The sequence below is a fragment of the Flavobacterium sp. ACN2 genome, assembly GCF_002303885.1.
Lineage (GTDB): Bacteria > Bacteroidota > Bacteroidia > Flavobacteriales > Flavobacteriaceae > Flavobacterium.
In genome coordinates this window covers 183,573-210,200 of the sequence record NZ_MRCM01000005.1, presented here as the reverse complement: position 1 = coordinate 210,200, position 26,628 = coordinate 183,573, and the positions used below count along the sequence as shown (strand labels likewise).

Genomic DNA, 26,628 nt, shown 5'->3' with positions numbered 1-26,628 from the left:
CTATGAAAAATATTGGTGTCAAAATTATAATGGTTTCCTTGATTTTCTTGGGAATAAATGGTTATTCACAGAAAAAGGCAAAGCAATCTTTTGATGTAAAAAGAAATGAAGTTTACATCGATTCGATGATGACAAATGCTCTTGAAAAAGGTTTTTTTCCAGGAGCACAAATTATCGTAGGAACAGGAGATTTTAACTTGATTTACAAAAATTACGGTTATCACGATTATTCCAAAAAGCAGTTAGTAAAATCAGATGACGTTTTTGATCTAGCTTCAATGTCTAAAGTTTTAGGCGCAACGCTAGTTACAATGCGTTTGGTTGGAGATGGAAAAATTAAATTGACAGACCAAGTTGGTCAAATTGTTCCGATGTACAAAAATACAGCAATTTCGGATTTGACGCTTTTTGAACTCTTAACGCATACTTCAGGATTAACGCCAAGTATTACTTTTTATCAAGCATTGCTTTCCACGCCAGATAATTCGCCTTTGCTGAGCAATCAAAAATCAGAGCAATATCCTGAGCAGTTTGACAATATGTACGTAAACAAAAACATTGTTTACGATTCTAAATATTTGGTTTTTGAACCAAAAGAAAATTGGGTTCAGATTTATAAAAATATGTGGCTGAATCCAGAATTTTATCCATCAGTTTATGAAAGGATTGCGAAGGCGAATACAAATCCGAGAGGGAAATATTTGTACAGCGATTTAAACTTGCTTTTGGTAAAGCAAATGATTGAAACCAAAACAGGCAAAAAACTTGATCAGTTCACAAATGAAATTTATACTGAATTGGGAATTTCAAAAATTGGATACAATCCGTTAAAATGGACTTCGATAGATAATGTCATGCCAACTGAAGTGGATAATTTTTTCAGAAAAGATACTATTAAAGGTTATGTGCACGATGAAGCAGCGGCAATTTTTGGCGGTGTTTCTGGAAATGCAGGTTTGTTCGCCAACGCAGAATCGATTGCCGTAATCTGCAAAATGCTCATGAACAACGGAAATTATAAAGGCAAACAGATTTTAAAAGCAAATGTTGTCAAAGAGTTTACCGATTCTCCGCTTGCGAAAGAAGGAATTTATAGAGGTTTAGGTTTTGATAAAAGAAAACCAGACGAGTTTTTTACAAAAGACGATTTTGGACATACGGGTTTTACAGGAACTTTTTTCTTTATGAATAGAAATACCAATAGATTTTTAATTATTCTTACGAATCGAGTTAATCCAACAAGAACAAACCGATTAATGTACAAAGACGATTTTAGTGCTAAAATCTGGAGGCAAATTAATAATTAAAATTTAGCCCCAGATTAAAAAAATTAAAAAGATTTCTTGTTTCACGCAGATTTTACAGATTTAAACAGATCAAGACAGATTATAAGATTTAAACAAATCTGCTAGAATCTGCAAAATCTGCGTGAAAAACTAAGCACAGCCAAATAAAAAAATCCTTTTTAATTCTTTTATCCCGATAGCTATCGGGAGTGGCAAAAAAACATAAACATTATGAAAAATATAATAATCTGCATACTAATTTCAGCAGTTTCTTTTGCGCAGCAAATAAAAACCGGCGCTGAGAATTCTGAAAAATACTTGCCTTTATTGAAAGGCAAAACCGTAGGAATCGTTACCAATCAAACGGGAATTATCACTAAAGAAAAACACTTAGTCGATTTTTTAGTAGAACAAAAAGTAAAAATCAAAACCATTTTTGCACCAGAACACGGTTTTAGAGGAACGGCGGATGCGGGCGAACATGTATCTGACGAAATCGATTCTAAAACAGGGTTATCCATTACTTCATTATACGGAAAAAACAATAAGCCAACACCAGAGCAATTAAAAGGAATTGATATTATGATTTTTGATTTGCAGGATGTTGGAACGCGATTATACACGTATGTTTCTACAATGCACCGCATTATGGAAGCTTGCGCTGAGAACAATGTTCCACTGATTGTACTGGATCGTCCCAATCCGAATATCGCGATTGTTGACGGTCCGGTTTTGGACATTGCTTTTAAAAGTGGTATAGGAATGCATCCAACGCCTTTATTGCACGGAATGACTTTGGGCGAAGAAGCAAAAATGATCAACGGACAGAAATGGCTGAAAGATGGAATTCAATGTAAATTGACCGTAATTCCGTGTTTAAATTATACTAGAAAAAGCACCTATAGTCTTCCCGTTAGGCCTTCGCCAAATTTACCAAACGATCAATCGATTAATTTATATGTGAGTTTATGTCTTTTTGAAGGAACCAATGTGAGCATGGGACGCGGAACCGAAAAGCAATTTCAGATTTATGGTTCACCTTATCTTCCTAAAAGTGATTTTGCTTTTACTCCAAAACCTAATTTTGGCGATAAAGATCCTTTGTATAAAGGCGTGGAATGTAACGGAGAAGATTTATCTGCAATTCCAAAAATAAACAGATTAGAAATAAAATGGTTAATTAAAGCCTATCAGACCACTTCTGATAAATCGAAGTTTTTTGATAAAAGAAAATTTGCCATTCGTGCTGGCAACGAAAAACTGCAACAGCAAATTGAAGCCGGAATTTCGGAAGAAGAAATTAGAAACAGCTGGAAAGAAGGTGTGGCAACATTTAAAAAAATGCGTGCTAAATATTTGATTTATAAGTAATATCTCTCAGATTTGCTTAGATTGTAGCAAAATAGATCATTTATTCATCCGGACTAGTTATAATTATAAAACTGGTATGCTTTATTGGTACGGTAAGAAACTACTTTTGCAAAAAAAATAGTAAACCAAAATGAAAAAGATCTATTTTGCTGTCTTTACAGTAATTTGTACCAATTTTTACGCACAGACAAAGAACGATTCCATCAACCAAATGGATGAAGTTATTATTAATGAAGGCCGTTTTAATACACCAATTTCTAAACAAAACAGAAATGTATATGTTATCTCGAGCGAAACCATTAAAAAACTGCCAGGAAGAACGTTGCAAGAAGTATTGCAATATGCAAACGGTGTAGACATCAGACAAAGAGGACCATTTGGAACTCAAGCCGACATTAGTGTTGACGGTGGAAGTTTTGAGCAAACCGTTGTTTTGCTAAACGGAGCAAAAGTAATCGACTCGCAAACTGCCCATAATATGTTGAATCTGCCTCTTCCGGTTGAAGCAATTGAAAGAATAGAAGTAGTTCGTGGTCCAGCTGCGAGAATTTACGGAATTAACAGTTTAACTGGAGCAATTAATATTATTACTAAAAAACCAACAGATTCTGGTTTTATGGTAAGCACTTATGCAGGTTCTAATTTCGAAAAAGATACGCAAGATACAGGCGATACTTTTTACGGAACAGGAATTCAAGCAGGAGCTGTTTTAGGTAAAGAAAAACAGCAGCATTTACTTTTTGCTTCGCATGATAAAAGCAATGGTTACCGCTACAATACTGCATTCGAAAACAACAAAATTTTCTATCAAGGAAATGTTCAGATCAATGATAAAAACGAAATTCTAGGTTCTGCTGGTTATATCAATAACGGATTTGGTGCAAACGGATTTTACGCAGCGCCTGGAGATAAAAACTCAACCGAAATTGTTCAGACTACATTTGCCAACATTCAGTCCAATCATCAAATTACGGACAGTTGGAAAATTATGCCGAGAGTAACGTACAGATACAATTATGATGATTACCGTTATTTAGGAAACTCAAATTTGGCTGTTGGAAGAAGTCAGCACTATACGAATTCAATTGCGGGAGAATTGAACTCTACCGTTAAATTATCTAAAGGAGAAATTGGTTTTGGAGCTGAATTTAGAAACGAAAACATTCACTCTTCAAATATTGGAGATCACGATCGCGAAAATGTTGGATTGTATGCTGAATACAGAACGAGTTTTACTGAAAAACTAGATGTAAATATCGGAACATATTTAAACTATAATTCAGATTACAAATGGCAGATTTATCCAGGGATTGATGCTAGTTATGCCATTACAGATGCATTTAAAATTATTGGAAATGTGGGAACAAGTCAAAGAATTCCATCGTTTACCGATTTATACTTGAAACAGACGGGAAATATCGGAAATCCAGAATTAGATTCAGAAAATGCGTTTCAGAGCGAAATCGGGTTTAAGTACAACAAAAGAGCTTTGAGCTTTAATGCGAATTATTTCTACAGAAAAATAGACAACTATATCGACTGGATGCGTAATCTTACAACGCAGCCGTGGCAAAGTCAAAACACTGGAGATTTGAACACCAACGGTATCAATTTGCGTGGAACTTATAGATTCGATTTCTCTAAAGATTCTAGACTGAACATCCTTTTAGGATACACCTATTTAGATTCTGAATTTAAAACTGCGCGTACAGAAACGTATTCGAAGTATTCCATTTCTTCATTAAAGCATCAAATTACCAACACGATAGATTATCAGTTTAAAAACTTATCTGTAATGTTTGCAACTCGTTTTAACGAAAGAATTACAGGACCTTCTTACTGGGTAAATGATTTTAGAGTAAGTCAGTCAATTAATAAATTCACCATTTTCTTAGATGGACAAAATATCTTTAATGCAACGTATTATGAAGTAGGAGCAGTGCCGCTGCCTTCTAGATGGTTTACATTGGGAGTGAAATTAGTTACTTTTTAAATTACTTGATTTAGGAAATTAGTTTTTTGTAAAAAAGCCTGTAAATATTACGTTTACAGGCTTTTTTTTTATTAAAGGTTATTCTTCTTTAGCCAAAGATTGACATCATCAAACATCTGTTTATTTACGGTATGGCCTTCTTCGTAAGAATGAAAATTTGGATTTAAGTTTTTTGTTTTTAGAAAATCAGAAGCATCTAAGGCATATTGATAATTTAAAACGGCATCTTGTTTTCCGTGCGAAATGAAGATTTTAAGATTTTCAAGACGTTTTTCATCTGCCATAAACGGTTGTATTTCTGGTAAAAGTCTTCCGCTCATTACAGCAATTCCCTTTACTTTTTCTGGAGCAGTAAGCGCAACACTGTAACTCATAATTCCGCCTTGGCTAAATCCCATTAAATAAACTTCATCTGGATTAAAGTTGATTTCAGATTTTAAATCAGTAACAAAATCAATCAGCATTACTCTTGATTTTTCTGCTTGTTCAGCATTTATTTGAGGTTTTCCAGTAGAAAAATCTACCTGAAACCAAGCAAAACTATTTGGGCCGAAAGTTAGCGGGCCGCGCGCAGAAACTACGACAAAGTTATCTGGCAATTCGGGAGCAAACGAAAAGAGATTTTGTTCGTTTCCGCCAACGCCATGAAGCAAAATCACCAAAGGCGGATTTGCCGTTTTTATTTTTGGTTCTCTAATTAAATAATGCAGTTTAGTTTTTTCTTTGGTTGAATTCATAATCGTAAAACTGAAAATTGATAAGGTAATAAGGACAGCAAATGCTATCCAAAAAGGCTTTTTTATACTCATGCTTTGTCTATTTTTACAGACATCATATTGAGTGATCCGGCAACAAGTTCGTCATTAAAAACAGTCGCTTTTTCGTCTTTTTCTTGAAGCGATAAAATGTACAATAATGGAAGATAATGTTCTGGTGTTGGAACCGCCAATTCAAATTCTCGTCCTTGTTTATCAAACTGAATAAGCGATTTATGGTCATTGTCCAAAATCATGCTTTTCATTTTTTCATTTGCAATATGCGCCCATTCGAAGGCATAACCAGGAACCATCATTTTGTCCCATGCCGCTAGACGTAAGTTGTGAACCGTATTTCCGCTTCCGACAATAAGAACACCTTTTCGGCGTAAAGCAGCCAATTCTTTTCCTAATTCATAATGATAAGAAGCAGGTTGCGTATAATCAATGCTCATTTCGATAATTGGAATATCGGCGTTTGGATAAAGAAATTTTACAACCGTCCAGCATCCATGGTCCAACCCCCAGCTATTGTCTAAACCAACCGAAGTTGAAGTAATCAGTTTTTGTGTTTCCAAAGCCAATTCGGGACTTCCAGGCGCAGGATATTGCACATCAAAAAGTGCCTGCGGAAAACCTCCAAAATCATGAATAGTGGGTGGTTTTTGCATTGCGGTTACAAAAGTTCCTTTGGTTTCCCAATGCGCCGAAATACAAAGTATGGCTCTTGGCTTTGGCAATGTTTTGGCTACTTGCTGAAAACCTTGCGTAAAATTATTATCTGCCAATGCATTCATGGGATTTCCGTGTCCAAGAAAAAGTACTGGCATTCGTTCTGTTGGGCCAAAAGTATCTACGGCCGTTTTGAGTGAGCTGAGTTTCATTGCTGCAGCTCCGATAGGTAAAATTGCCATGGTTTTTAGAAAATCTTTACGATTCATTTTTTATAATTAATTGCTTAAAAAGTATCTTTTATTTGTGATACAAAATTGCATTTAATTATAACCAAAGAGGTAACGATTTTCGGAAGAAAGGTTGTGTTTTTAAGAAAGAAGCTTCTTCATTTCTTCTCTAAATTCGGTTGGAGTCATTCCTGCTTTTCGTTTGAAAGCGTGTGTAAAATAGGTTTTTTCATTAAAACCGAGTTCATAACCTATTTCGGCAATGTTTTTATCGGTGGTCATTAATAAGTTTTTGGCTTCAGTCAATTTTCGGGTTTCAATAATTTCCGAAACGCTTTGCTGTAGAATATTCTGGCAGATAATATTTAAATTGCGCGAAGTCATAAAGAGTTTTTCTGCATAGAAATTAACGTCTTTAGATTCTTTATAATGCTCTTCTAACAATCTCAGAAAGTTTTTAAACGTAGAACTTTGAATTTTTTTCGATTCATCATTATTCAAATTCAATTTGCGTCTTTCCGATTCAATAATCGTAAAAAGCGCGCTTAATAATTGTTTGATAACGGCAAGATCAGGAGCTTCTTGTTGGTATTCATCAAAAATAATTTTGCAGATCGTATCTAGTTTTTCAAAACACTGATTGCTCTGCAAACTAATATTTGCTTTGTCATGAAAGGAAGCATAAAGGCTAAAAGTAGTTTCGGCAATAAATTCACTTTTAAATCGTAAAACCCACATATCACAATTACCATCTTTTACAAGAGGTTTTGCGCGATGAATTTTTCCTTGAGTGACAAAACTGATAAAAGGCGCTTCGATTAATTTGGATTGAAAATCTATAAAATGTTCCAGCTGACCTTTATTTCCAATAATAAGTTCTTCAAAATCATGTGCATGAGGTTCGTTTACCGATTGCATAATTTTTTCAGATTCGGCAGTTGTAATTTTAAACATTTTGAAAATCTCAGTCATAGATCAATTTTATAGAATTTTAAAGGTAATTATTATTCTTAGAACATTCTGCTGAAGATAAAAAACAAAGAGGGAAAAAATAATTAAAGCCTTGAAATAGAATCATATAAATTTTATACAAAATCATGTAACAAATTTTCGAGCTATTTTTTTCAATTTTACGAGTCTATGAAAACAAAGTAATAATCATACTTTCAGTTTTTGATGGTATAAAAAGAATTAGAAATGGATACACGAGATGAAAAAAACGATTTATTCCAAGATGGAATTGATCGTACGCAAGAAACCAATTGGGATCCTATTTTAGGATATCAGATGTATTTTCCGAATGATGAAAATAAGCACGAACACCTAAACGAAACAGATGATCCTGTGCACCAGCAAAATACGGGAGATTGGGGAGATGATGCCGATTACGAAGAACTTAGGCATAAAAACACTCTCAATAGAGATATTGCTGAAAATGAAGCAACAAAAACAGACTAAAAAGAGAAATAAAGAGCGGAAATTTTCCGCTCTTTTTATTGTTAGTTATCACAATTATAATAAAATTAAAAACTTGTTATATAATAAGTTACTGAAATTATGTAAGGTGAGCAAGGGCGAAATTCAGTATTTTTACAGTATTAAAGAAGGAAATATTTATTTAAAAATATAGGATTATGAAAAGGCAAATAAAAATGAAACTTGCTTTCGTAATTCTTCTTACGGGACTAGCATTTTCTTGTAAAAAGAACGAAAGCACTACAATAGACTCATCCGAAAATGATTCTATTCAAAACACTATTGATACCGTTGGACCAGAAGTGGATACGATTAATATGGATACAACTGTAACAGTTAAAGCCGATACAATTACGAAATAATTATTCGGCAAAAAAATAGTAGAAAGCTGAATCTTAATGATTCAGCTTTTTTGATTTTAGAATCAGATAAAAGAATTGAACGAATGTTAAAAATAAAAACGTTTTTCTCTATATTTGAGAAACAGTTTAACCGTTTCAATGCCTTTTTTTTATTAAACAACTTTAGAAATTACCTTTATTTAGTACGATAATGGAGCTAATAAATAATTTAGACCTTTTTCAAACCGTCTTTAATTCTGCGCCAAATGGAATAGCAGTTTTAAAGTCTTTGTACGATAATAAAGGCAAAATAGAAGATTTTTCAATATTATTGTTTAATACTTATATCATCAACTGGATTGATGATAAAGAATACAAAGAAAAACCATTCAGTAAAGTTTTCTCTAAAATAAATAAAACCAATATTTTAGAACAGTTTATTGAGACTGCAGAAACTGGAGTTACAGCCAATTTTGAGCAATGGTGTGGAGAGGAAACCAATAAACAATGTTTCAGATTTACTGCTGTAAAACAAGATGATGTTTTGGTGGTGACCATGGAAGATATCACAGAAAAGAAACATGCCGAAACCGCTCTTCATAATGCATTGCTTGATGCAGAAAAACAAAAAAGGCTATACAATTCTATATTAAATGGAACTCCTGATCTGGCTTATGTCTTTAGTCTCGATTATAAATTTACTTACGCAAACAAAGCTTTATTGACGATGTGGGGCAAGTCTGAAGAAGACGCAATTGGACGCGGATTAATTGAAAATGGTTATGAAGATTGGCATGCCGAAATGCATGAACAAGAAATAGATACTGTAGTAGCTACGAAAAAACCAGTTCGAGGAACAGTTTCTTTTCCACACGCAGAATTGGGAAGAAGAATTTACGATTATATTTTTGTTCCCGTTTTTAATGAAAATGGTGAAGTAGAGCTTGTTGCTGGAACAACTCGAGATATTACAGAAAGTAAACAAGCCGAAGAAAAATTACAGCAAAGTGAGAATCGTTTTCGCAAAATGATTCACCAAACTCCCGCTCCGACTTTAGTGCTTAAAGGCGATGATCTTATTATTGAGCAGATCAATAAGCATATGTTGCAAATGATTGGACGAGGAGAAGAAATTATTGGCATGCGACTGATTGATGTTTTGCCAGAACTCGAAGGACAATATGTGTGGGAGCAAGTTTTAAAGGTTTACAATGAAGGAATTCCCTTTGATCAAAGTGAAGTTTTGGTACCGCACAATCGTACAGGTGAATTAAAAAACTATTATTATAATTTGGCTTATCGCCCATTAATTGAAGATGGAGAGATAACAGGAATGATACAAGTGGCGGTTGAGGTTACGCAACAAGTTGTAGCACGCCAAAAAATGGAGGAGAGTGAAAGCCGTTTTCGAGCTTTAATCAACGCATCATCTGATTTGGTTTATAGAATGGATGCCGATTGGATGATTATGCAAGATTTAGAAGGAGATGGAAGTTCGACTAATCAAAGAGAACGTGGTGTCAATTGGTTGGATAAATTTATTCATTCAAGCGATTTGCAGATGGCTGTACATCTTATTTCTAAATCGATAGTAGAAAAATCCATTTTTGAAATGGAGCACAGGGTTATAAATAAAGACGATTCTGTTAGCTGGGTTTTCTCTAGAGTAGTACCGATATTAGACGATCAAGAAAAAATTATTGAATGGTTTGGTGCATCGAGTGATATTACTTCGCAGAAAGAACTTCAAAATGTTATTGCAGAAAGTGGGGAACGATTTAGACAGCTTGCAGATTTGGTTCCTCAAATTATTTGGACAGCCAATTCAGAAGGTTTTGTTGATTATTACAATAGCCGCTGGTACGAATATACGGGTTACATAGAAGATGAATTTGGAGATCCAAGCTGGATTTCAAAATTACATGCAGATGATGTTTATTTAGTGTCAAAAATGTGGTACGAAAGTGTTCATGCCGGAGTTCCTTATCAGACGGAATTTCGTTTAAAAAATGCCAATACAGGAGAATACCGCTGGTTTTTAAGTAAAGCGCTTCCTATTAGAGATAAAGAAGGCATCATTACCAATTGGTTTGGTACCTGTACAGATATTCATGAACAAAAATCGATTACTGAAAAACTTGAAATTTTGGTAAAAGATCGTACTAAAGAACTGCAAAGATCTAACGACGATTTACAGCAGTTTGCGCATGTTGCTTCGCATGATTTAAAAGAACCGGTTCGAAAGATTAAAACTTTTTTAAGCCGTCTAGAAGATCATATGGCAGGACAGTTTGACGAATCTTCATCAAAATATATTGAACGAATTCATGTCGCGGCAGATCGAATGTTTAATATGATTGATGGTGTATTAGCGTATTCGAAAATGAATGCCGATTCGCAAAAAACGACAATAGTCGATTTAAATGAAGTTATTAAAAATATAGAAACAGATCTTGAAATTGCGCTTCAAAATACAAATGGGACCATTTATTTTGAAGAACTTCCTATTATAGAAGGTGCTTCAGTATTGTTGTATCAGCTGTTTTATAATCTTATTAATAATTCTATTAAATTTGCTAAAGAAGATACTCCGCCAGAAATAAGTATTACAGCAACAGAACAAATTGAAGAAGGGAACAGAATTGCGATAATTACAGTAGAAGATAACGGAATTGGTTTTGATCTTGATCAAACAGGACGAATTTTTGAAACCTTTACACGCTTAAATTCTAAGGATCGTTATGAAGGAACGGGGTTAGGGTTATCGCTTTGCAAAAAAATAGCCGAACGTCACGGCGGAAGTATTACAGCCACAGGAATTGCTAATAAAGGAGCCATTTTTATTATAACATTGCCATTTGAGCAAAAAGTAAAAGACATTTAAGTATGCAAGAAAAGATGATTTTATTGGCAGATGACGATCAGGATGATGCAGAAATGTTTTGCGAAGCATTGGCAGAAATAGATGAAAGTATTGTTTGTCATTGTTTAGAAAATGGTAGCGGTGTGCTAAATACGCTGAAAAATCAGGAGAAGATTCCAGAAATTGTTTTTCTAGATTTAAATATGCCAGTTATGAACGGCTGGGAATGTCTGAAGCAATTAAAATCAGAAGAACGATATAGAGATATTCCTGTAATTATGATTTCTACTTCTTCATACATAAATGATATGGATACGGCTGCCAATCTTGGAGCGCTCTGCTATTTTGTGAAACCAAATAATTTTGACGACTTAAAACAGGTCTTGAGATTAATTACTTCAAACCTTGAAAATGGAGTAAAAGAAACTTTTTCAAATCTTGAAAAGAATAAATATTTGCATGTTTTTCTTGCAGAATAAAACGATGTTTTCTTTTATAAAAAAAGGGCTTGCTAAAAAGTGTTTTTTATTTTAAGATGTTGATTTTTAAAATCTTGAATTGTATTGAAAGGTTATTTTAATAAAAAAAAATAAAAAAAATGATTTTAAACTTGACTAATTCGGTAGAATTAATATATATTTGTATCACAGAAAATTTATATAATGATACTTATCCAGAAAGACTGAGGGAATAGGCCCATTGAAGTCTTAGCAACCTGTTGCCGAATAAGGTGCTAAATCCTTCCGCTGTGTGCGGGCAGATAAGAAAGATTTCTCCGTAAATCTGTTTAAGATCATCCAATTAAAATCTTTATTATGAAAGCAGAATCCATTTTGTACACCAGTTATGAACTCTTGAATTCCATTTTTGAAGAAAACAGTTTTGCTTTTTTCTGAAGGCTAAAAGACTAGTTTCTCTCCAATTTCTTTTATAAACAACAATATCGCTAATGACTTTTTCATTGGCCTAAAATTCTTTTGTCTAATCTTAAAACTAAAAATAAAATGAAAAAAATACTATTCGGTTTTGCTTTGCTTTTTGGAGCTTTTCAAACTCAAGCGCAGGAAAATAATTTACAATTAAAAGGGACTGTTGTCGATACCGTAGCACAATATGTTTACCTGCAAAAGTTTCACAATAAAATGTTTACTACAATTGATTCGGTAAAAGTAAAAGATGGAAATTTTAGTTTTAAAACAAAAGTAAAAACACCAGAATTATACGGATTAAGTGTCAATACAGAAAGTTCGCCTTTGTATGTTTTTCTTGAAAAAGACCCGATTACAGTAAAACTGAGTCCGAAGAAATATTATACTGCTTCTGTAGTTGAAGGTTCGGCTTCTCAAGATTTGTTCGAAATCTATAAAAAGAGCAAAGATGTAGAAATCAGTAAATTCATAACCGAACATCTAAAATCTATTGTTTCGGCTTATGTATTGTACAGAAACTGGTCTTATAGATTAACGCCGGAGCAGATTACACAAAATATTGCTTTGCTGGATAAAAGTCTTCAAAATACCACTTACGTGAAAGAATTAAAAGAACTGGCTATTGTTTTAGACGGATTAGCAGTTGGTAAAAAAGCCCCTGATTTTACAGCCAATGATCCTGACGGAAAGCCAGTTCGACTTTATGACAATTTAAAGGGAGGTTATACTCTAGTTGATTTTTGGGCTTCATGGTGCGGGCCATGCCGAAGAGAGAATCCGAATATTGTAGCCGCTTACAAAGAATTTCATGATAAAGGATTCAACATTGTAGGGATTTCTCTAGATAAAAAGAAAGAAAACTGGATTAAAGGAATCCAAGATGATAATTTAACCTGGACACATGTTTCAGATTTACTTTTCTGGAACAGTGCTGTTGCTAAATTATACGGTGTAAGAGCTATTCCAGGAAATTATTTAGTGGATTCTAAAGGAATAATCGTCGCTAAAAATCTGCATGGAGAAGAATTACAAGCTACACTAAAAACGCTTTTAGAAAATAAAATTTAATAAAGAAATACGCAATCTTGTCGTTCCTCGAAATGACAAAAATTGAGAAGGAATACATATTAGTTAATTTAAAATGATAAGGAAATGAATGCGATTGAGCCAACAACAAAACCAACAGAGCCTGAATGTTACTTTTCTAAGTTTAGAGAAAATACAGTAGGAATTGACCATACTTTCGAATCGGTTTACGGAGAACAAAATCTGGTTTACGCAGACTGGGTTGCCAGCGGAAGATTATACCATCCGATCGAAGATATAATGCTCAATAAAATTGGTCCAATGATTGCCAATACGCATTCACTTTCAAGTCAGACAGGAAAAACGTCTACTTATACTTATCAGCATGCGAGAGATATTATTAAAAAATTGGTTAATGCCAATGATTCGGATGTTTTGGTAACAACTGGAAGCGGTATGACGGCAGCTTTATCAAAACTGCAGCGTATTATGGCGCTTCGAACAAAATCGGAAGAAGACAGACCTGTGGTTTTTATTACGCACATGGAACATCATTCTAATCAGGTTTCGTGGTATGAGACCAATGCAGAGGTAATTATTCTTCCGCCTGATGAGAACAATTTAGTCGACCCAAATGTTCTTGCTGAAACGATTAAAAAATATGCAAACAGAAGCTTAAAAATAGGTTCGTTTACGGCTTGTTCGAACGTTACAGGAATTATTACGCCTTATCACGAATTAGCCAAAATCATGCACCAAAACGGCGGACTTTGTTTTGTAGATTTTGCAGCTTCGGCGCCGTATGTCAAAATCGATATGCATCCAAAAGATCCAGAAGAACAATTGGACGCTATTTTCTTTTCTCCGCATAAATTTTTAGGAGGACCTGGAACTTGTGGTATTTTGGTTTTCAATGAAAAATTATACCAATCTGATTTTCCGGATAATCCGGGCGGAGGAAATGTAAAATGGACCAATCCGCTAGGAAAATATTGTTACAGCGATGTAATAGAAGTGAGAGAAGATGGTGGTACGCCTGGATTTCTTCAAGTTATTAGAACAGCATTGGCTTTAGAATTAAAAGAGCAAATGGGCGTGGAGAAAATCAAAGAAAGAGAAAAAGAACTGCTTGATCTTTGTTTTTCAAGACTTCAAAAAATAGAAGGTTTATCGATTTTAGGAGATCTAACTACAGAACGAATTGGCTGTGTTTCTTTTGTTATTGAAGATATTCATTATAATTTGATCGTAAGGCTTTTAAATGACCGTTTCGGAATTCAGGTTCGCGGAGGCTGGTCGTGTGCGAGTACTTATGCGCATTATCTGTTTAATATCAACGAAAAGAAATCGGCTGAAATTACCAATGAATTATTGCAGCGAAATCAAACCAATAAACCAGGTTGGGTGCGTTTGTCACTGCATCCGATTATGAGCAATGAAGAGCTTTTTTATATCTGCGATGCAATTGAAAAAGTAGCTCTGAATTATAAAAAATGGAAAAAAGATTATGAATATAATCCGGTTTCAAATGAATTTGAAAATCCGGAAATTAAAGATACCATCGCAAGAGAAGTAAACGAATGGTTTAAGTTAGATTAGTTAGTAGTCAACCTAACAGGTTTTCAAAACCTGTTAGGTTTTTAAATGGTAGTTTTTAAACACATAGAAACATAGATTTTTTTACATTGAATAAGGATTTGGAAAGAAAATAGTTTCTAACACATAGCTATGTTTTTTATAACAAGTGAAACGCCTCTGTAGATAAAGAAAAACTATGTTTCTATGTGTTTAAAATTTATTTATTTAAGCGATTCGATAATTTTTTCTCGATGCGCCAATCCCCAATTGACTAAAGTTTCGGTCACGGGAAGCACCGATTTTCCATATTCGCTAATGGCATAAACGACAGTTGCGGGTTTGGTATTTTGTTCGGCTCTGGTAATAAGTAAATTAGTTTCCAATTCTTTGAGTTCTTTGCTGAGCATTTTAGCCGAAATACCATCAATTTCACGCTGCATTTTTTTAAAATGAATCACCTGATGCGTTCTATTGGTTAAAAACCTTAGAATCATCAATTTCCATTTACCGCCCAAAACATCAAGACTGTCACGCATTGCCATCAGTTCTTCAGAACAATTGGCCTCGCGAAGTACTCCGTTATCGTTAATTTTTGCCATACTAGTTTCTCTTTGGTAACCGGTTACCTTGGGTTAACCCATAACAAAAATAAGGCATTACGGCGATACTTTTGTAAACTAAAATGATAAAAATGAAAGCAATTGTATTACAGGAAAACCGCGAATTTAAACTGGAAACAGTGGTAATTCCACAACCAGAATCACATCAGATTCAGGTAAAGATTGTGGCTTCAGGATTTAATCCGATAGATTATCAAATGACCGAAAACGGTTCTGAAAGGAAGCTGATACATTCGCCAATTTTAGGAAGAGAATTTTCTGGAATTATAACAGCAATTGGTGATGAGGTAACGGAGCTTAAAATTGGAGACGCTGTTTTCTGCGGCTCTGGAAGTATGGGATCAAACGGTACTTATGCCGAATATATTTGTGTCCCAGCAGGAATTGCAGTAAAGAAACCACAGAATATTTCTTTTGAAGAAGCGGCAGGAATTCCATCAGCTGGACTCACGGCTTTGCAATCTTTTAAGCGAATGAACGCTTCTTTAACCGATTCGATATTAATTACGGGCGGTGCTGGTGGAGTAGGGAATGTTTTTATGAAACTGCTTATTGCTAAAGGTTTTACCAATTTTGTGGTTACAGCTGGAAACGAAGAAAGTATCGCTTCTTTGATAAATCTTGGCGTTAAACAAGAACAAATCATTAATTATCGAAAAGAAGAAATTTACGAAGCCGCTTTTTCTTTAAACGGAAATAAAAAATTTGATATCGCCGTTGATTTAGTTGGAAATCATGTTGCAGAAATTGCTGCAAAACTTTTAAAAATAAACGGAAAGTATATTGATGTCACAAATTTTTCTACCCCAGAATCGCGTGGAATTCTCTTTTCGAGAGGTGCTACAATTCATAATATTTCAAATTATGCGTATGGAGTTGAAAAACAATACGATTACTATAAAAACGGATTAACAGAGTTGAGTGATTTATTAGAAAATGAAATAATTACACCGCCAAATATTAATGTAATTGGAGGGTTGAGCCAAGAAACAGTAGATAAAGCACTTACTATTTTGAGAGAAAACAAAACCAGTGGCAGAAAATTAATAATGCAGATTAATCAAGAATGAGAACAATACCAAGAAGAATCGTAACAGGTTTACGAGACGGAAAATCGATTATAGAACAAGATGAAATCGTTTCGAATGTGTCGGAACATTTTCCAGGATTAATCATTTCAGATATCTGGTCGACAGATACGACGCCAGCAAGATTTGAGGAGAAAATTATTGAAAATACCGCTTTTCCAAATACGCCTAAAAACGGAAGTTATTTTCGTTATGTCCAGATTCCGCCCGACAAAGATTTAGGAATTGTTGCTCTCGAAGGAGAGCCACATCCGTTAATGCATCAGACTGATACTTTAGATTACATTATCATTATTTCGGGTGAAATTTATTTGATTGTAGACGAAGAAGAGACTTTACTGCAAGCTGGAGATATTGTAATTCAGCGCGGAACCAATCACGCTTGGAGCAATCGATCGGATTCGCCTTGTATTCAATTGGCGATCTTATTGGATGCCACAAAAGCAAAATAATATAAATTACACGCCGATAACTACATTTTGATTTATTTGTAAAATTGCAATGATCTCATTTGATTGTTGCAATTTTTTTTTGGTTTAAAATAGGCATAGAAACCTTTGAAGTTGTTCCATTTTATAAAATGAAACAATTTTGAGTGTTTATACTATAAAGTATTGAATAAGAATTGTTTAAATTTATACGAAAATCATAATGTTGGAATAGCAGAATCCAAATTAACCATCGTAATTTTTCCGCCTAGCTAAAATTTAATTCTCTCGAAAGTTCTGCTAATGTTGATTGCAAATTTCCCAAAAGTGCAAAATTAAATCAATATCATCTCATGAGCTATTGGCGGTTTAAAGTTTTTCGTTTAAAGCATTTAGCTCTTTTTTTATTGAGCTGCAGCCTCAATGTAAGTTTTGCGCAGCAGGATACGATCAGTCTGGCGTCTGCTAAAAAAATAAGATTGGATGAAGCCATTTTATTGGGCATTAAAAACAACCGGCAATTAAAATTGGCCAATGCAGATTTGGCTATTGCAAATGAAAATGTCAGTCAGGCCAAAATTGCCAAAGCGCCAAGAATAAGTTTAAACGGTGGATACAATTATATTGGTGATCCTAAAATCTATGAAGGATTTTATGCCAGAAATGTTACCGTAGATTATTACGATCATCAAGGTTTTGCCAATATTGTTTCTTCACTCCCAATTTACGCTGGAAATGCCATAAACACTAGAATTAATCAGCAGGAATTAATCAGTGAAATGCAGGAATCTGCTGTAAAAATGACAGAAGCCGATGTCAAGAATGCGATTACAGAACAATATTTTACACTTGAGAAATTATATCGTCAGATTGAGGTTACCAAACAGAATATTATTAATACCGATATTCGAATAAATCAGCTAAAATCACGTGTAAAAAATGGTCAGAACCTTACGAGTGATCTCTTGAGAACCGAGTTGCAGCAATCTAATTTTAAGGTTTCGGTTTTTAGAAGCACCAATACGATTGAGCTGATTAGCAATTATCTGGATATTTTAATCGGTTTTCCAACCAATACGATTCTGAAGCCAGAAGTAACGGAAAGCATGATTCCGACAGAAAATATGAACCTGCAGCAAAGTTTGGAAGAAGCTTTTCTGAACAGGGAAGAGATGAAACGGGCAGATATAAGAATCAAGTTGTCTGAATCGTCACTAAGTCTCACCAAAAGCGGATTTAAGCCAAGCTTAAATGCAAATGTTATTCTGAATACCGAATATCCAGCGCAGTGGCCCAATTATGTAAACATTCTCAATTATTGGGCGGCGGGACTTTCTTTGAATTGGGATATTTCGAGTTTCTATAATCTGAAACATCGCATTAGCGGCGATAAACTGGAAATCGATAAAAGTAATATAGCCCTAGAAGTTACCAAAGACCAGATTACGACCGAAGTTAAAAATGCTTATGTGAGATATGCAGAAAGCAAAGAAAATATCAAAACCTACAAAAAAGATGTGGAGTTGTCGATGAGCAATTATAAAATTGTAAAAAGCCGTTACGACAACGATTTTGCTTTAATCAGCGAGATTGTTGATGCAGAATTACAGCTGAACAACTCTCGAATTTCACTTGTAAACGCCAATTTAGATTTAATCATTCAATATTACTCACTTCAATATGCAATGGGTAAACTTTAATACATCTTGTTATGAGCGAAACAGATACACAAAACGGAGCAGTTCAGAAAAATGAAAAAAGAAGAAACACAATTCTAACGGTATTGTCATTTGTTTTTTTGATTGCGGGCGGATTGTGGATTTTAAGTTTATTCTTTGATTTTAGTTCTTATGAAACCACCAATAATGCTCAGGTTGAAGCTTACATCAATAATGTTGTGGCAAGAGCGACTGGACATATAAAAGAAATACGATTTGAAGCCAATCAGAAGGTGCAGAAAGGAGATACATTGGTTGTTTTAGACGATTCCGAATATATCATTAAGGTCAAACAAGCAGAAGCGGATCTGGCTATAGCCGAAGGAAATCTGCATTCGCTACAGCAGAATATAACGACTTCTATTTCTAATCAGGCTTCGGGAAAAGAGAAATTGGCTGGGGATTTGGCGAGTTTAGACAAAGCGCAAAAAGATTATCAGCGTTTCAAAAATATGTACGCCGATTCGGCCGTAACGCTGAATCAGTACGATCAGGTTATTTCTAAATTAAAATCAGAAGAAGCTTATGTCAAGGCAGGAAAAAAAGGTTTGGATGCCAGCAGTTCTATTACCAAACAAAGTTCGATTAATCTTGAAGCAGCCACAGCCACAGTTGCCAGAAAGAAAGCAGATCTTGATGCGGCAAAACTTCAGTTATCATATACTATTATTACCGCTCCTACGAGTGGTTTTGTTGGCGAACGAAATTTGTCTATTGGAGAATTAATCAATGCCAATCAAACCATTGCGACAATTGTACTGAATGAAAAATTATGGATTTCGGCCAATTTTAAAGAAACTCAAATAGAGAAAATAAAACAGGGGCAAGAAGTAACCATTACGATTGATGCCTTGGATGGAAAAGAGTTTAAAGGAAAAGTAGCTGGATTTTCTCCCGCGACAGGAGCTAAATTTTCTATGGTTGAACCTGATAATTCAACTGGAAATTTTGTAAAAATCACGCAGCGTATTCCAGTTAAAATTGAATTTGAAACTCCCACAAAAGAGCTTCAGGAAGTTAGACCCGGAATGAATGTAACAGTTGATGTAAAAAAATAAGAGATGTTTGCAGGAAAAAAAGGAAGCGTTTTTACACTGACAGGATTGTATATCCTGACGATTCCTTTTTTTAACGGACTCAATGTTACGACTTATGATAATTCGCAGATATTAGGACATTTTGGATCTTCTACGACTGCTTTTAGTTATACGGTTTACGTTCCGATTTTTGTCATGCTGGCTTTTCTGCCTTTAGGTTTGAAATTAGGAAAACAAATCAAGGTTAGAACCATGATTTTATCGGTTTCATTTTTATCGTTAATCTTCAATACCGCTTCATTGTTTGCACCAACAATTGCTTGGTTTGTTGTATGTCGTTCTCTTTTGGCAATGGTTTCAGTCATTGGAATATTTGCTTCGATGGTGCCTATTTTATTAAAATACAATCCCGCTTTAAATATGGCTTTGCTGTACGGAATTTTCCAGTTTATACAGAAAGGAAGCCAGCATTTGTATCAATATTTAGGAGCGCATTTTGTAAGTTTTCATAATTGGACGTTTGGAATTTATTTCCTGAATGTCAATTTTTTGATTTGCATTCTTTTGGCTTGGTATTTTTACAAAGCCGATGTGGCGCCCATGAAAACCAAATTCCAATTTGATTGGCGAGGTTGGATCATCCTGATTTTGTTTTTTGCGATTATTCTTTTTTTATGTGCCGAAGGGCAGATCAGAAATTGGTTCAGTGATCCTAAAATAACTTTGGCTTTTGCAGTTTTATTTATTGTGGCAGGTATTTATCTGCTTCACGTTCGTTTTACGGCGGAACCTCTGATAAATCCAGATGTTTATAAATTTAAAAATGTCATCGCAGGTGCCTTTTTGATGTTTTATATCGGATTAATAAATGGAACCGGAAGTGTTGTAACAGGATATATGACCAATATTCTAGGCTTTGATTCTGTTTTGGGAGCAGTAACACATCTTTCACTTTTGATTGGGTTGTGCATTTCGATTCCGCTTTCGACTTATCTTTTATACAAACGCATTTATCTGGCTACGATTTGGGTAATTGGTTTTGCCTGCTACGGAATGTATCATATTATACTTTTTTTCAGATTCTATCCCGGAATAGATGCATCGGATTTTTATTTGCCCTTAATTTTTAAAGGATTAGGAATGGGGTTTCTTTTCCCTGTTTCGCTATTATACATTTCAGAAGGAATTCCTCCTTTTTTAAGCACATCGCGCATGATGACTGGAATCATCGCTCAGGCTGTTTTTGCCTCTTTACTTGGAGGCGCTGTTCTCGGGACTTTTATTTCGAATATGAATGTACAGCATAAAACAGGTTTAAGTCAGCAGTTGAGTCCGCTAAATAAACAAGCCGAACAACAGTTGGAAAACTCAAAAAGGCAATTTTTATTTATGGGATTATCAGATGCTGAAGCGCAGAAAAAAGCCGAGAAAAGTCTTTCGAATCAAACCTCTCAAACTTCTATGTTATTGGCATACAAAGATATTTATCTGGTAATGTCGGCAGTTTGTTTTCTGCCCATTTTTATTATTCTGCTTTTCAAACTTTGGCGAAGACCAATTGGAAGGGTAGAAGTAGAGCCGATACCGATTTGAGGGTGGAGAGGAAAGAAGCAAGCAAGAGTAAAGAATATAGAATATAGAATATAGAATTTGTCCTTAGGCTTGATATTGGAATTTGGAATTTAGAATTTAGTTTTTGGAATTTGCCCTTAGGCTTAGGCTTCAGGATTGGAATTTGGAATTTAGTTTTTGGAATTTATCCTTAGGCTTCGGGATTGGAATTTGGAATTTGGAATTTAATATTTAGAATTTTGTATTATGATAGTTAAAAAAAGCCGTTTTTTATATCGCTTTTGGACACAAGAAAGCGGACTGAGTGGTATGCTGATACTTCTGTTTATGATGCATTTTATTGTCATTCCGTTTTTTGGCAGTTATTCGCGTTTTATGGTAGCAGTCAATATATTTTGGATGCTATTTCTCTTTGCCGGAATTATTGCGTTATCCAAGCATAAAAAGCAAGCTGTTCTGATCTCGATAATTCCCTTTTTATTTATTATAACACAATGGATTAATTACTTTGAACATAATATTTTTATCCTATTTGCCGATCTCATTCTTTCGGTTGCGATTATGCTACTTTTGATCACTTTGGTTTTAATGAAAGTTTTAGAACCTGGACCAGTAACTACTTATCGAATTGTGGGTTCAATTGTGGTATATATGATTCTAGTTCACTTTTGGTCTACACTTTATTTATTTCTTTTCCAACATATAGAAGGGGCTTTTCAAATAACCGAATCTAAATTTTCAAGTAATAGCGATCTGGCTAGTTTTATGTATTTCAGTTATGTCTGTATCACATCGACGGGTTTTGGCGAAATCGTACCTCTACATCCTTTGGCTCGTTCGCTAGTTCAGATTGAAGTGCTTACAGGCGTTCTGTATCCTGTAATCTTAATAGGAAGACTGGTTTCTGATGCCAATTTTGCTGTTAATAAGACGGGGAAGAATAAAGAGTAAAGAATATAGAATATAGAGTAAAGACACAAGAGTCAAGATTTATAGAGGAGAATTGATTTATCATTTACAATTTACAACTCATAATTTACCATTAACAATTGACCATTCACCATTAAAAACAATAACCATGAAAACAACCAATTCGAATAAAAAGAAAGAACTCTTCGATACTATTTTGCAGTTATTTTTCATTTTTCTCCTTGTGGGATTTTGTCTTAAATTGTTGCTGCCTTTTTTTATGCCTATTCTTTGGGCGGTAATACTTTCGGTTGTGTTTTATCCTTTGTTTAATTCGCTGCAGCGAATATTAAAAGGGCGCAAAGCACTGGCATCGGTTGTTATTACTATTTTGCTTATTGCCATAATGGTGGTGCCTCTAATTTATTTCTTGAAAGCGGCAACGGGTAATTTTTTAGAACTGAAAAATAGTTTTGAAGCAGGAACACTTAAAATTACTCCGCCTGGTGCTTCTATAAAAGAGTGGCCAATAATTGGTAAACCGCTCTACGAGTTTTTACTTTCGTTATCGACAGATTTGGAACAGAGCGTTGTGAAGTATCAAGATCAGATACGAGAATTGTCGTCTAAAATCATGGCCAGTATTTTGAGTTCTGGTGCGGCATTTCTTCAGTTTATTTTATCGGTTATTATTGCGGGAGTTTTATTAGTATCCCCAGGTGGTAAAACTTTCTTTATGAAGTTCCTTAGAAAAATTGCCGGAAGTGAAGCCGAAGAAATTATGACCATTTCGGTTTCAACTATTTACCAAGTGGTTAAAGGTATTTTGGGCGTTGCCGTTATTCAGACCATTATTCAGGCAATTGGATTGTTTTGGGCCGATATTCCGTATGCTGGAATTCTGACGTTGATCTGTCTGATATTTTCTATTCTACAGATCGGACCAATTATAATTAATATTGGCGTTATTATTTATCTTTTTTCAACAGGAGATTCTGGTTATGCTATTTTTTGGACGGTGTTTTTCATTATCAGCGGATTATCAGATAATGTTCTAAAACCATTATTACTAGGAAAAGGCGCTCTTGTGCCTATGCTTGTTATTTTTCTAGGTGTAATTGGCGGATTTATCATGTCGGGTTTTATCGGATTGTTTGTTGGACCCATTGTGTTTTCAATAGGTTACAAACTCTTTGTTGCTTGGCTGGATGATAATTCAGAACCCATTGAAGAACCTGTAGAAGATATTGAAATTAGTTAATTGTAAGATGTGAAATGTGAAATGTTAGATGTGAAAGGGTAAAAGTAAAAAGTAAAAAATACTTAGATAGCACCTTTCACAATTAACATTTCACATCTCAAAACTTTTTACATTTGAATTAACAATTCACAATTTATAATTCACAATTAAATAAAGTATTTTTGCAGGATTATAATTTTAGCAAATGAAACGTTCCGGTACAGCAGATCTTCCTTTACATTATGGGCATGTTCCATTATGGCTTGCTGAGCGAATGTCTAAACTTGGTTTTGCGATTGTAGAAACCATTGCAATGGAATTTTCGACTGCCGAAGTGATAAGTAAACTGAGTAATCCGTTTTGGTTTCAGAGTTTTGGAGCCGTAATGGGAATGGACTGGCATTCGTCTGGAATTACAACTTCGGTGCTTGGAGCACTGAAAAAATCGGTTAATCCGCACTCCAAAGAACTCGGAATTTATATCTGCGGAGGCAAAGGAAAACATTCGATGGCAACGCCGCAGGAACTTTTATTTGTAGGCGAAAAAACAGGTCTCGACGGGGTTAATCTGGCCAACTGTAGCCGACTTACTGCCAAAGTAGACAATACCGCCATTCAGGACGGATTTCAATTGTACCAGCATAATTTTATTGTCGATAATAAAGGGCAATGGGCTGTAATTCAGCAGGGAATGAATCCTGATTCTAGAACTGCCAGAAGATACCATTGGCATTCGCAAGATTTAAAGTCTTTTATAAATGAACCCCATACTTTCATTTATGGCGAAAATCAAGGTGCAATTTTAAATCTTACAGCCAATGCGGCCACAAAATCTCGTGAAGGTATTTTAGAATTGGTAAAAGAATCACCCGTTAAAATTATAAAAGAAATGCAGCATCTTTCTATGCCCGCACATCATGATGTGAGGATGGAAGATGTAAACATGAAAAGACTGGGCGCTATGCTTTGGGCTACTCATGAAAATAAACCTGAAGATTTTGAAGAGTTATTGCTTTTAAAAGGAATGGGACCAAGAGCTTTGCAGTCTTTGGCTTTGGTAAGCGAAATCATTTACGGAACTCCAACACGATTTGATGATCCAGCCCGTTTTTCATTTGCACATGGCGGAAAAGACGGACATCCGTTTCCTGTTCCCGTTAAAATCTACGATGAAACAATCGATACGCTGCAAAGAGCTATTAATCGTGCCAAAATCGGGAATAGCGATAAATTGAGCGCTATTCAGAAACTATCTGAAATTTCAAGAAAAGCAGAAGAAAGTTTTACGCCAAATTCCAATTTTGATGCTCTTGTTCAAAGAGAAAGAGCCGAATCGCATAAATATGGAGGAAGAACCGTTTTTGGCGATGCGAAACCTCCAAAAAAGAAGCCTATAAACCCAAGCAATCAGCTGGAATTATTTTAAAGAATCATAATTATCTATCTGCCTTTTTAGTTATACAAAAAAATCAATAATGTCACAAAACGAAAAATCAATTTATACCTTACAATTCATTTTGCTTTGTTTGAGTTCTCTATTATTTTCATCAAGTTTTAATATGATGATACCCGAACTTCCCAATTATTTAAGCAGTTTGGGAGGAGCAGAGTATAAAGGACTTATTATTTCATTATTTACCTTGACGGCCGCAATTTCTCGTCCGTTTAGCGGTAAACTTACCGATAAATGGGGACGTGTTCCGGTTATGGCAATAGGCTCTTCAGTATGTGTAATCTGCGGATTTCTCTATCCAATTTTGAGTTCGGTTTCAGGATTTTTGCTTTTGCGTTTAGTTCATGGATTTTCGACAGGATTTAAACCTACGTCAACTTCGGCTTATGTGGCAGATATTATTCCGCAACATAGATGGGGAGAAGCACTCGGAATGCACGGATTATGTTTTAGTATTGGTGGGGCGCTAGGACCAGCGCTGGGCAGTATGATTGTGAATTTGTACGGAATCAATGTCATGTTTTATACTTCGTCTTTTTTGGCTTTCTTTTCCATTATTATTGTTTTGAACATGAAAGAAACTTTGGCGACAAAAGAAAAATTGAACCGATCAATGTTCATTATAGGCAAAAATGATATTGTAGATAGGAATGTATTTCCAGCAGGAATTATCACTTTTCTTTCGTACACCGCTTTCGGACTTATTTTAACCTTAATTCCAGATTGGAGTGAGCATTTGGGAGCAACAAATAAGGGGATATTTTTTACTGCTTTTACGGTAGCTTCTGTTATGGTTCGTTTTGGCGCGGGAAAAGTTTCCGACAGACATGGCCGTCCAAAAGTGATCATGGCTGGATTAATCATCACTTCGATTGCTCTTTTTGTAATAAGTGCAGGAAGAGATATCAATATGTTATTAATCGGAGCCGGAATTTACGGAGTCGGTACCGGTATTTTGTCGCCAGCCATTAGCGCATGGACTATTGATATGAGTAATCCTGAACATAGAGGAAAGGCGGTCGCAACGATGTATATTTCGATGGAACTCGGAATCGGTTTGGGAGCTCTTTTAGGAGGAACTTACTATAACGATCAAATCAACCGTATACCGCAAATCATTAGATTTGATATCTTGGTGCTAATTCTAGGAATTGTATATCTTACTTATTGGGCGAGAAATAAAAGGAAAATCAAAGCATAATTTTATAGCGCCTTATTCTTTTTGAATCTTTAACTGCACTTTAAAATTACCATAATACGGATTGTCGGCCATTAAAGAATGTCCGATGACAAAAATATGCGTTCCTTTTTGTTTAAGCGGCATTTTCATGTCCATTCCGAAAGGGCCGTCTGAGGTTTTATCCGGAAAAATAATTTGATTAAAACGAATGTTTCCTTTTCCTGTATCTGGAATTATTTGAGCGTTTAATTTGCCCAAATCTTCATTTTTGAATTTGACATATATTTTTGAATTTAGAGAATCTAAATGTCCTTCGGCTGAAAACACATTTTCTTCATTCTTAAAATTCATGGAAATAGTGTCGCCAACTTGTTTATTCTCCTGCTTTTTTTCTTCTTGAACAACTGGCATCGGGGAGTCCGCAGAAGTTTTTTTGTTTTCCTTTTGCTGACATGAAAATAAGAAGACTGAGATTAGAAATAGAAACCAATTTTTCATAGCAGTATTTTTTAGCCTAACATTTCAAAACTTCCAGGTTTTTCCTCATTCTTATCGTATTCTCCTTCAATATCATTTAGCTCTTCTTCTTCCCAATCATTTTCATCATATTCTGAATCGAAATCATATTCAAGATTATCTTCCAATTCTCCAAGCTCTAGATTATAATGATTAGAAGCTGTCAGTCTATTGGTGTAGTCACCGTCTAAAAAGTCGTCATAATTTAGTAGTAGTTGTTCCTCGTAAGAATTCATTTCAAATTCTTCAGATGCGTAATTTTCATATGTCATAATAATCGGTTTTAAAGGATGAATAATAATTATCTCTATCTTTTAGATTATTCTAAAATTACTGTCTTAAACTGC

The 26,628-nt window shown here is 34.8% G+C and carries 24 protein-coding genes and 1 riboswitch; of the genes, 18 read left to right on the top strand and 6 right to left on the bottom strand.

Annotated features, from left to right (window positions below; all coding sequences use genetic code 11):
* Positions 1-2 precede the first annotated feature (2 nt).
* The 3 genes from BSF41_RS08095 (at position 3) to BSF41_RS08085 (ending at position 4,650) form a co-directional block, all read left to right on the top strand.
* Positions 3-1,307 carry a serine hydrolase gene (locus BSF41_RS08095; protein WP_095928988.1) on the top strand — a complete coding sequence of 435 codons (1,305 nt, stop codon included), beginning with the start codon at positions 3-5 and terminating at the stop codon, positions 1,305-1,307.
* Positions 1,308-1,517: 210 nt separating this feature from the next.
* Positions 1,518-2,657 carry an exo-beta-N-acetylmuramidase NamZ domain-containing protein gene (locus tag BSF41_RS08090; protein ID WP_095928987.1) on the top strand — a complete coding sequence of 380 codons (1,140 nt, stop codon included), beginning with the start codon at positions 1,518-1,520 and terminating at the stop codon, positions 2,655-2,657.
* Between the two features lie 130 nt (positions 2,658-2,787).
* Positions 2,788-4,650, top strand: a complete 1,863-nt coding sequence (locus tag BSF41_RS08085; RefSeq protein ID WP_095928986.1) for a TonB-dependent siderophore receptor — start codon at positions 2,788-2,790, stop codon at positions 4,648-4,650.
* A 71-nt stretch (positions 4,651-4,721) separates the two neighbouring features.
* Here BSF41_RS08085 and BSF41_RS08080 read toward each other — a convergent pair whose 3' ends face one another.
* The 3 genes from BSF41_RS08080 to BSF41_RS08070 form a co-directional block, all read right to left on the bottom strand.
* Positions 4,722-5,459, bottom strand: a complete 738-nt coding sequence (locus tag BSF41_RS08080; protein ID WP_095928985.1) for an alpha/beta hydrolase — start codon at positions 5,457-5,459, stop codon at positions 4,722-4,724.
* Entirely contained in the window at positions 5,456-6,346 is an 891-nt protein-coding gene (gene ygiD, locus BSF41_RS08075; RefSeq protein ID WP_172426866.1) for a 4,5-DOPA dioxygenase extradiol, read from the bottom strand. Before ygiD ends, BSF41_RS08080 begins: the two co-directional genes overlap by 4 nt.
* Before the next feature lie 102 nt (positions 6,347-6,448).
* Positions 6,449-7,279 (bottom strand): AraC family transcriptional regulator, encoded by an 831-nt coding sequence (locus BSF41_RS08070; protein WP_095928984.1) that lies wholly within the window; start codon positions 7,277-7,279, stop codon positions 6,449-6,451.
* A gap of 225 nt (positions 7,280-7,504) precedes the next feature.
* Between BSF41_RS08070 and BSF41_RS08065 the strand changes: the two genes are divergently transcribed.
* The 6 genes from BSF41_RS08065 (at position 7,505) to BSF41_RS08040 (ending at position 14,541) form a co-directional block, all read left to right on the top strand.
* Entirely contained in the window at positions 7,505-7,765 is a 261-nt protein-coding gene (locus BSF41_RS08065; RefSeq protein ID WP_095928983.1) for a hypothetical protein, read from the top strand.
* A gap of 176 nt (positions 7,766-7,941) precedes the next feature.
* On the top strand, positions 7,942-8,145 hold the full coding sequence (locus BSF41_RS08060) for a hypothetical protein (protein WP_095928982.1): 204 nt from the start codon (positions 7,942-7,944) through the stop codon (positions 8,143-8,145).
* 190 nt (positions 8,146-8,335) lie between these two features.
* The gene (locus BSF41_RS08055) at positions 8,336-11,008 is read left to right on the top strand and encodes a PAS domain S-box protein (protein ID WP_095928981.1); all 2,673 of its coding nucleotides are present in this window, start codon (positions 8,336-8,338) and stop codon (positions 11,006-11,008) included.
* A gap of 2 nt (positions 11,009-11,010) precedes the next feature.
* Entirely contained in the window at positions 11,011-11,466 is a 456-nt protein-coding gene (locus tag BSF41_RS08050; protein ID WP_095928980.1) for a response regulator, read from the top strand.
* Positions 11,467-11,653: 187 nt separating this feature from the next.
* Positions 11,654-11,754, top strand: a riboswitch (SAM riboswitch).
* A 237-nt stretch (positions 11,755-11,991) separates the two neighbouring features.
* Complete coding sequence (locus BSF41_RS08045) at positions 11,992-12,984, top strand: TlpA disulfide reductase family protein (RefSeq protein WP_095928979.1); 993 nt, start codon at positions 11,992-11,994, stop codon at positions 12,982-12,984.
* Positions 12,985-13,068: 84 nt separating this feature from the next.
* Positions 13,069-14,541, top strand: a complete 1,473-nt coding sequence (locus BSF41_RS08040; RefSeq protein WP_095928978.1) for an aminotransferase class V-fold PLP-dependent enzyme — start codon at positions 13,069-13,071, stop codon at positions 14,539-14,541.
* A gap of 200 nt (positions 14,542-14,741) precedes the next feature.
* On the opposite strand, the gene BSF41_RS08035 is transcribed toward BSF41_RS08040, so the two are convergent.
* On the bottom strand, positions 14,742-15,119 hold the full coding sequence (locus BSF41_RS08035; RefSeq protein WP_095928977.1) for a helix-turn-helix domain-containing protein: 378 nt from the start codon (positions 15,117-15,119) through the stop codon (positions 14,742-14,744).
* Between the two features lie 92 nt (positions 15,120-15,211).
* Here BSF41_RS08035 and BSF41_RS08030 point away from each other — a divergent pair, with 92 nt between their 5' ends.
* From BSF41_RS08030 to BSF41_RS07990, 9 genes are all read left to right on the top strand, one after another.
* The gene (locus tag BSF41_RS08030; RefSeq protein ID WP_095928976.1) at positions 15,212-16,210 is read left to right on the top strand and encodes an NADP-dependent oxidoreductase; all 999 of its coding nucleotides are present in this window, start codon (positions 15,212-15,214) and stop codon (positions 16,208-16,210) included.
* Complete coding sequence (locus tag BSF41_RS08025; RefSeq protein ID WP_095928975.1) at positions 16,207-16,680, top strand: cupin domain-containing protein; 474 nt, start codon at positions 16,207-16,209, stop codon at positions 16,678-16,680. Before BSF41_RS08030 ends, BSF41_RS08025 begins: the two co-directional genes overlap by 4 nt.
* Before the next feature lie 329 nt (positions 16,681-17,009).
* Positions 17,010-18,356: a TolC family protein gene (locus BSF41_RS08020; RefSeq protein ID WP_095928974.1), complete on the top strand. Its 1,347-nt coding sequence runs from the start codon at positions 17,010-17,012 to the stop codon at positions 18,354-18,356.
* 11 nt (positions 18,357-18,367) lie between these two features.
* Positions 18,368-19,432: an HlyD family secretion protein gene (locus BSF41_RS08015; RefSeq protein WP_095928973.1), complete on the top strand. Its 1,065-nt coding sequence runs from the start codon at positions 18,368-18,370 to the stop codon at positions 19,430-19,432.
* Positions 19,433-19,435: 3 nt separating this feature from the next.
* Positions 19,436-21,004: an MFS transporter gene (locus BSF41_RS08010; protein ID WP_095928972.1), complete on the top strand. Its 1,569-nt coding sequence runs from the start codon at positions 19,436-19,438 to the stop codon at positions 21,002-21,004.
* A 225-nt stretch (positions 21,005-21,229) separates the two neighbouring features.
* Positions 21,230-21,934 (top strand): ion channel, encoded by a 705-nt coding sequence (locus tag BSF41_RS08005; protein ID WP_095928971.1) that lies wholly within the window; start codon positions 21,230-21,232, stop codon positions 21,932-21,934.
* 127 nt (positions 21,935-22,061) lie between these two features.
* On the top strand, positions 22,062-23,153 hold the full coding sequence (locus tag BSF41_RS08000; RefSeq protein ID WP_095928970.1) for an AI-2E family transporter: 1,092 nt from the start codon (positions 22,062-22,064) through the stop codon (positions 23,151-23,153).
* Between the two features lie 184 nt (positions 23,154-23,337).
* Entirely contained in the window at positions 23,338-24,558 is a 1,221-nt protein-coding gene (locus BSF41_RS07995) for a DUF763 domain-containing protein (protein WP_095928969.1), read from the top strand.
* 49 nt (positions 24,559-24,607) lie between these two features.
* Positions 24,608-25,786 carry an MFS transporter gene (locus BSF41_RS07990; RefSeq protein WP_095928968.1) on the top strand — a complete coding sequence of 393 codons (1,179 nt, stop codon included), beginning with the start codon at positions 24,608-24,610 and terminating at the stop codon, positions 25,784-25,786.
* A gap of 12 nt (positions 25,787-25,798) precedes the next feature.
* On the opposite strand, the gene BSF41_RS07985 is transcribed toward BSF41_RS07990, so the two are convergent.
* Together BSF41_RS07985 and BSF41_RS07980 are read right to left on the bottom strand one after the other, a co-directional pair.
* Positions 25,799-26,263 carry a hypothetical protein gene (locus tag BSF41_RS07985; protein WP_095928967.1) on the bottom strand — a complete coding sequence of 155 codons (465 nt, stop codon included), beginning with the start codon at positions 26,261-26,263 and terminating at the stop codon, positions 25,799-25,801.
* An 11-nt stretch (positions 26,264-26,274) separates the two neighbouring features.
* The gene (locus BSF41_RS07980; protein WP_095928966.1) at positions 26,275-26,553 is read right to left on the bottom strand and encodes a hypothetical protein; all 279 of its coding nucleotides are present in this window, start codon (positions 26,551-26,553) and stop codon (positions 26,275-26,277) included.
* Between the last annotated feature and the right edge of the window lie 75 nt (positions 26,554-26,628).

Coding starts and splice junctions, on each gene's coding strand:
- BSF41_RS08095 (WP_095928988.1), top strand. CDS start 3: ATGAAAAATATTGGTGTCAAAATTATAATGGTTTCCTTGATTTTCTTG.
- BSF41_RS08090 (WP_095928987.1), top strand. CDS start 1,518: ATGAAAAATATAATAATCTGCATACTAATTTCAGCAGTTTCTTTTGCG.
- BSF41_RS08085 (WP_095928986.1), top strand. CDS start 2,788: ATGAAAAAGATCTATTTTGCTGTCTTTACAGTAATTTGTACCAATTTT.
- BSF41_RS08080 (WP_095928985.1), bottom strand. CDS start 5,459: ATGAGTATAAAAAAGCCTTTTTGGATAGCATTTGCTGTCCTTATTACC.
- ygiD (WP_172426866.1), bottom strand. CDS start 6,346: ATGAATCGTAAAGATTTTCTAAAAACCATGGCAATTTTACCTATCGGA.
- BSF41_RS08070 (WP_095928984.1), bottom strand. CDS start 7,279: ATGACTGAGATTTTCAAAATGTTTAAAATTACAACTGCCGAATCTGAA.
- BSF41_RS08065 (WP_095928983.1), top strand. CDS start 7,505: ATGGATACACGAGATGAAAAAAACGATTTATTCCAAGATGGAATTGAT.
- BSF41_RS08060 (WP_095928982.1), top strand. CDS start 7,942: ATGAAAAGGCAAATAAAAATGAAACTTGCTTTCGTAATTCTTCTTACG.
- BSF41_RS08055 (WP_095928981.1), top strand. CDS start 8,336: ATGGAGCTAATAAATAATTTAGACCTTTTTCAAACCGTCTTTAATTCT.
- BSF41_RS08050 (WP_095928980.1), top strand. CDS start 11,011: ATGCAAGAAAAGATGATTTTATTGGCAGATGACGATCAGGATGATGCA.
- BSF41_RS08045 (WP_095928979.1), top strand. CDS start 11,992: ATGAAAAAAATACTATTCGGTTTTGCTTTGCTTTTTGGAGCTTTTCAA.
- BSF41_RS08040 (WP_095928978.1), top strand. CDS start 13,069: ATGAATGCGATTGAGCCAACAACAAAACCAACAGAGCCTGAATGTTAC.
- BSF41_RS08035 (WP_095928977.1), bottom strand. CDS start 15,119: ATGGCAAAAATTAACGATAACGGAGTACTTCGCGAGGCCAATTGTTCT.
- BSF41_RS08030 (WP_095928976.1), top strand. CDS start 15,212: ATGAAAGCAATTGTATTACAGGAAAACCGCGAATTTAAACTGGAAACA.
- BSF41_RS08025 (WP_095928975.1), top strand. CDS start 16,207: ATGAGAACAATACCAAGAAGAATCGTAACAGGTTTACGAGACGGAAAA.
- BSF41_RS08020 (WP_095928974.1), top strand. CDS start 17,010: ATGAGCTATTGGCGGTTTAAAGTTTTTCGTTTAAAGCATTTAGCTCTT.
- BSF41_RS08015 (WP_095928973.1), top strand. CDS start 18,368: ATGAGCGAAACAGATACACAAAACGGAGCAGTTCAGAAAAATGAAAAA.
- BSF41_RS08010 (WP_095928972.1), top strand. CDS start 19,436: ATGTTTGCAGGAAAAAAAGGAAGCGTTTTTACACTGACAGGATTGTAT.
- BSF41_RS08005 (WP_095928971.1), top strand. CDS start 21,230: ATGATAGTTAAAAAAAGCCGTTTTTTATATCGCTTTTGGACACAAGAA.
- BSF41_RS08000 (WP_095928970.1), top strand. CDS start 22,062: ATGAAAACAACCAATTCGAATAAAAAGAAAGAACTCTTCGATACTATT.
- BSF41_RS07995 (WP_095928969.1), top strand. CDS start 23,338: ATGAAACGTTCCGGTACAGCAGATCTTCCTTTACATTATGGGCATGTT.
- BSF41_RS07990 (WP_095928968.1), top strand. CDS start 24,608: ATGTCACAAAACGAAAAATCAATTTATACCTTACAATTCATTTTGCTT.
- BSF41_RS07985 (WP_095928967.1), bottom strand. CDS start 26,263: ATGAAAAATTGGTTTCTATTTCTAATCTCAGTCTTCTTATTTTCATGT.
- BSF41_RS07980 (WP_095928966.1), bottom strand. CDS start 26,553: ATGACATATGAAAATTACGCATCTGAAGAATTTGAAATGAATTCTTAC.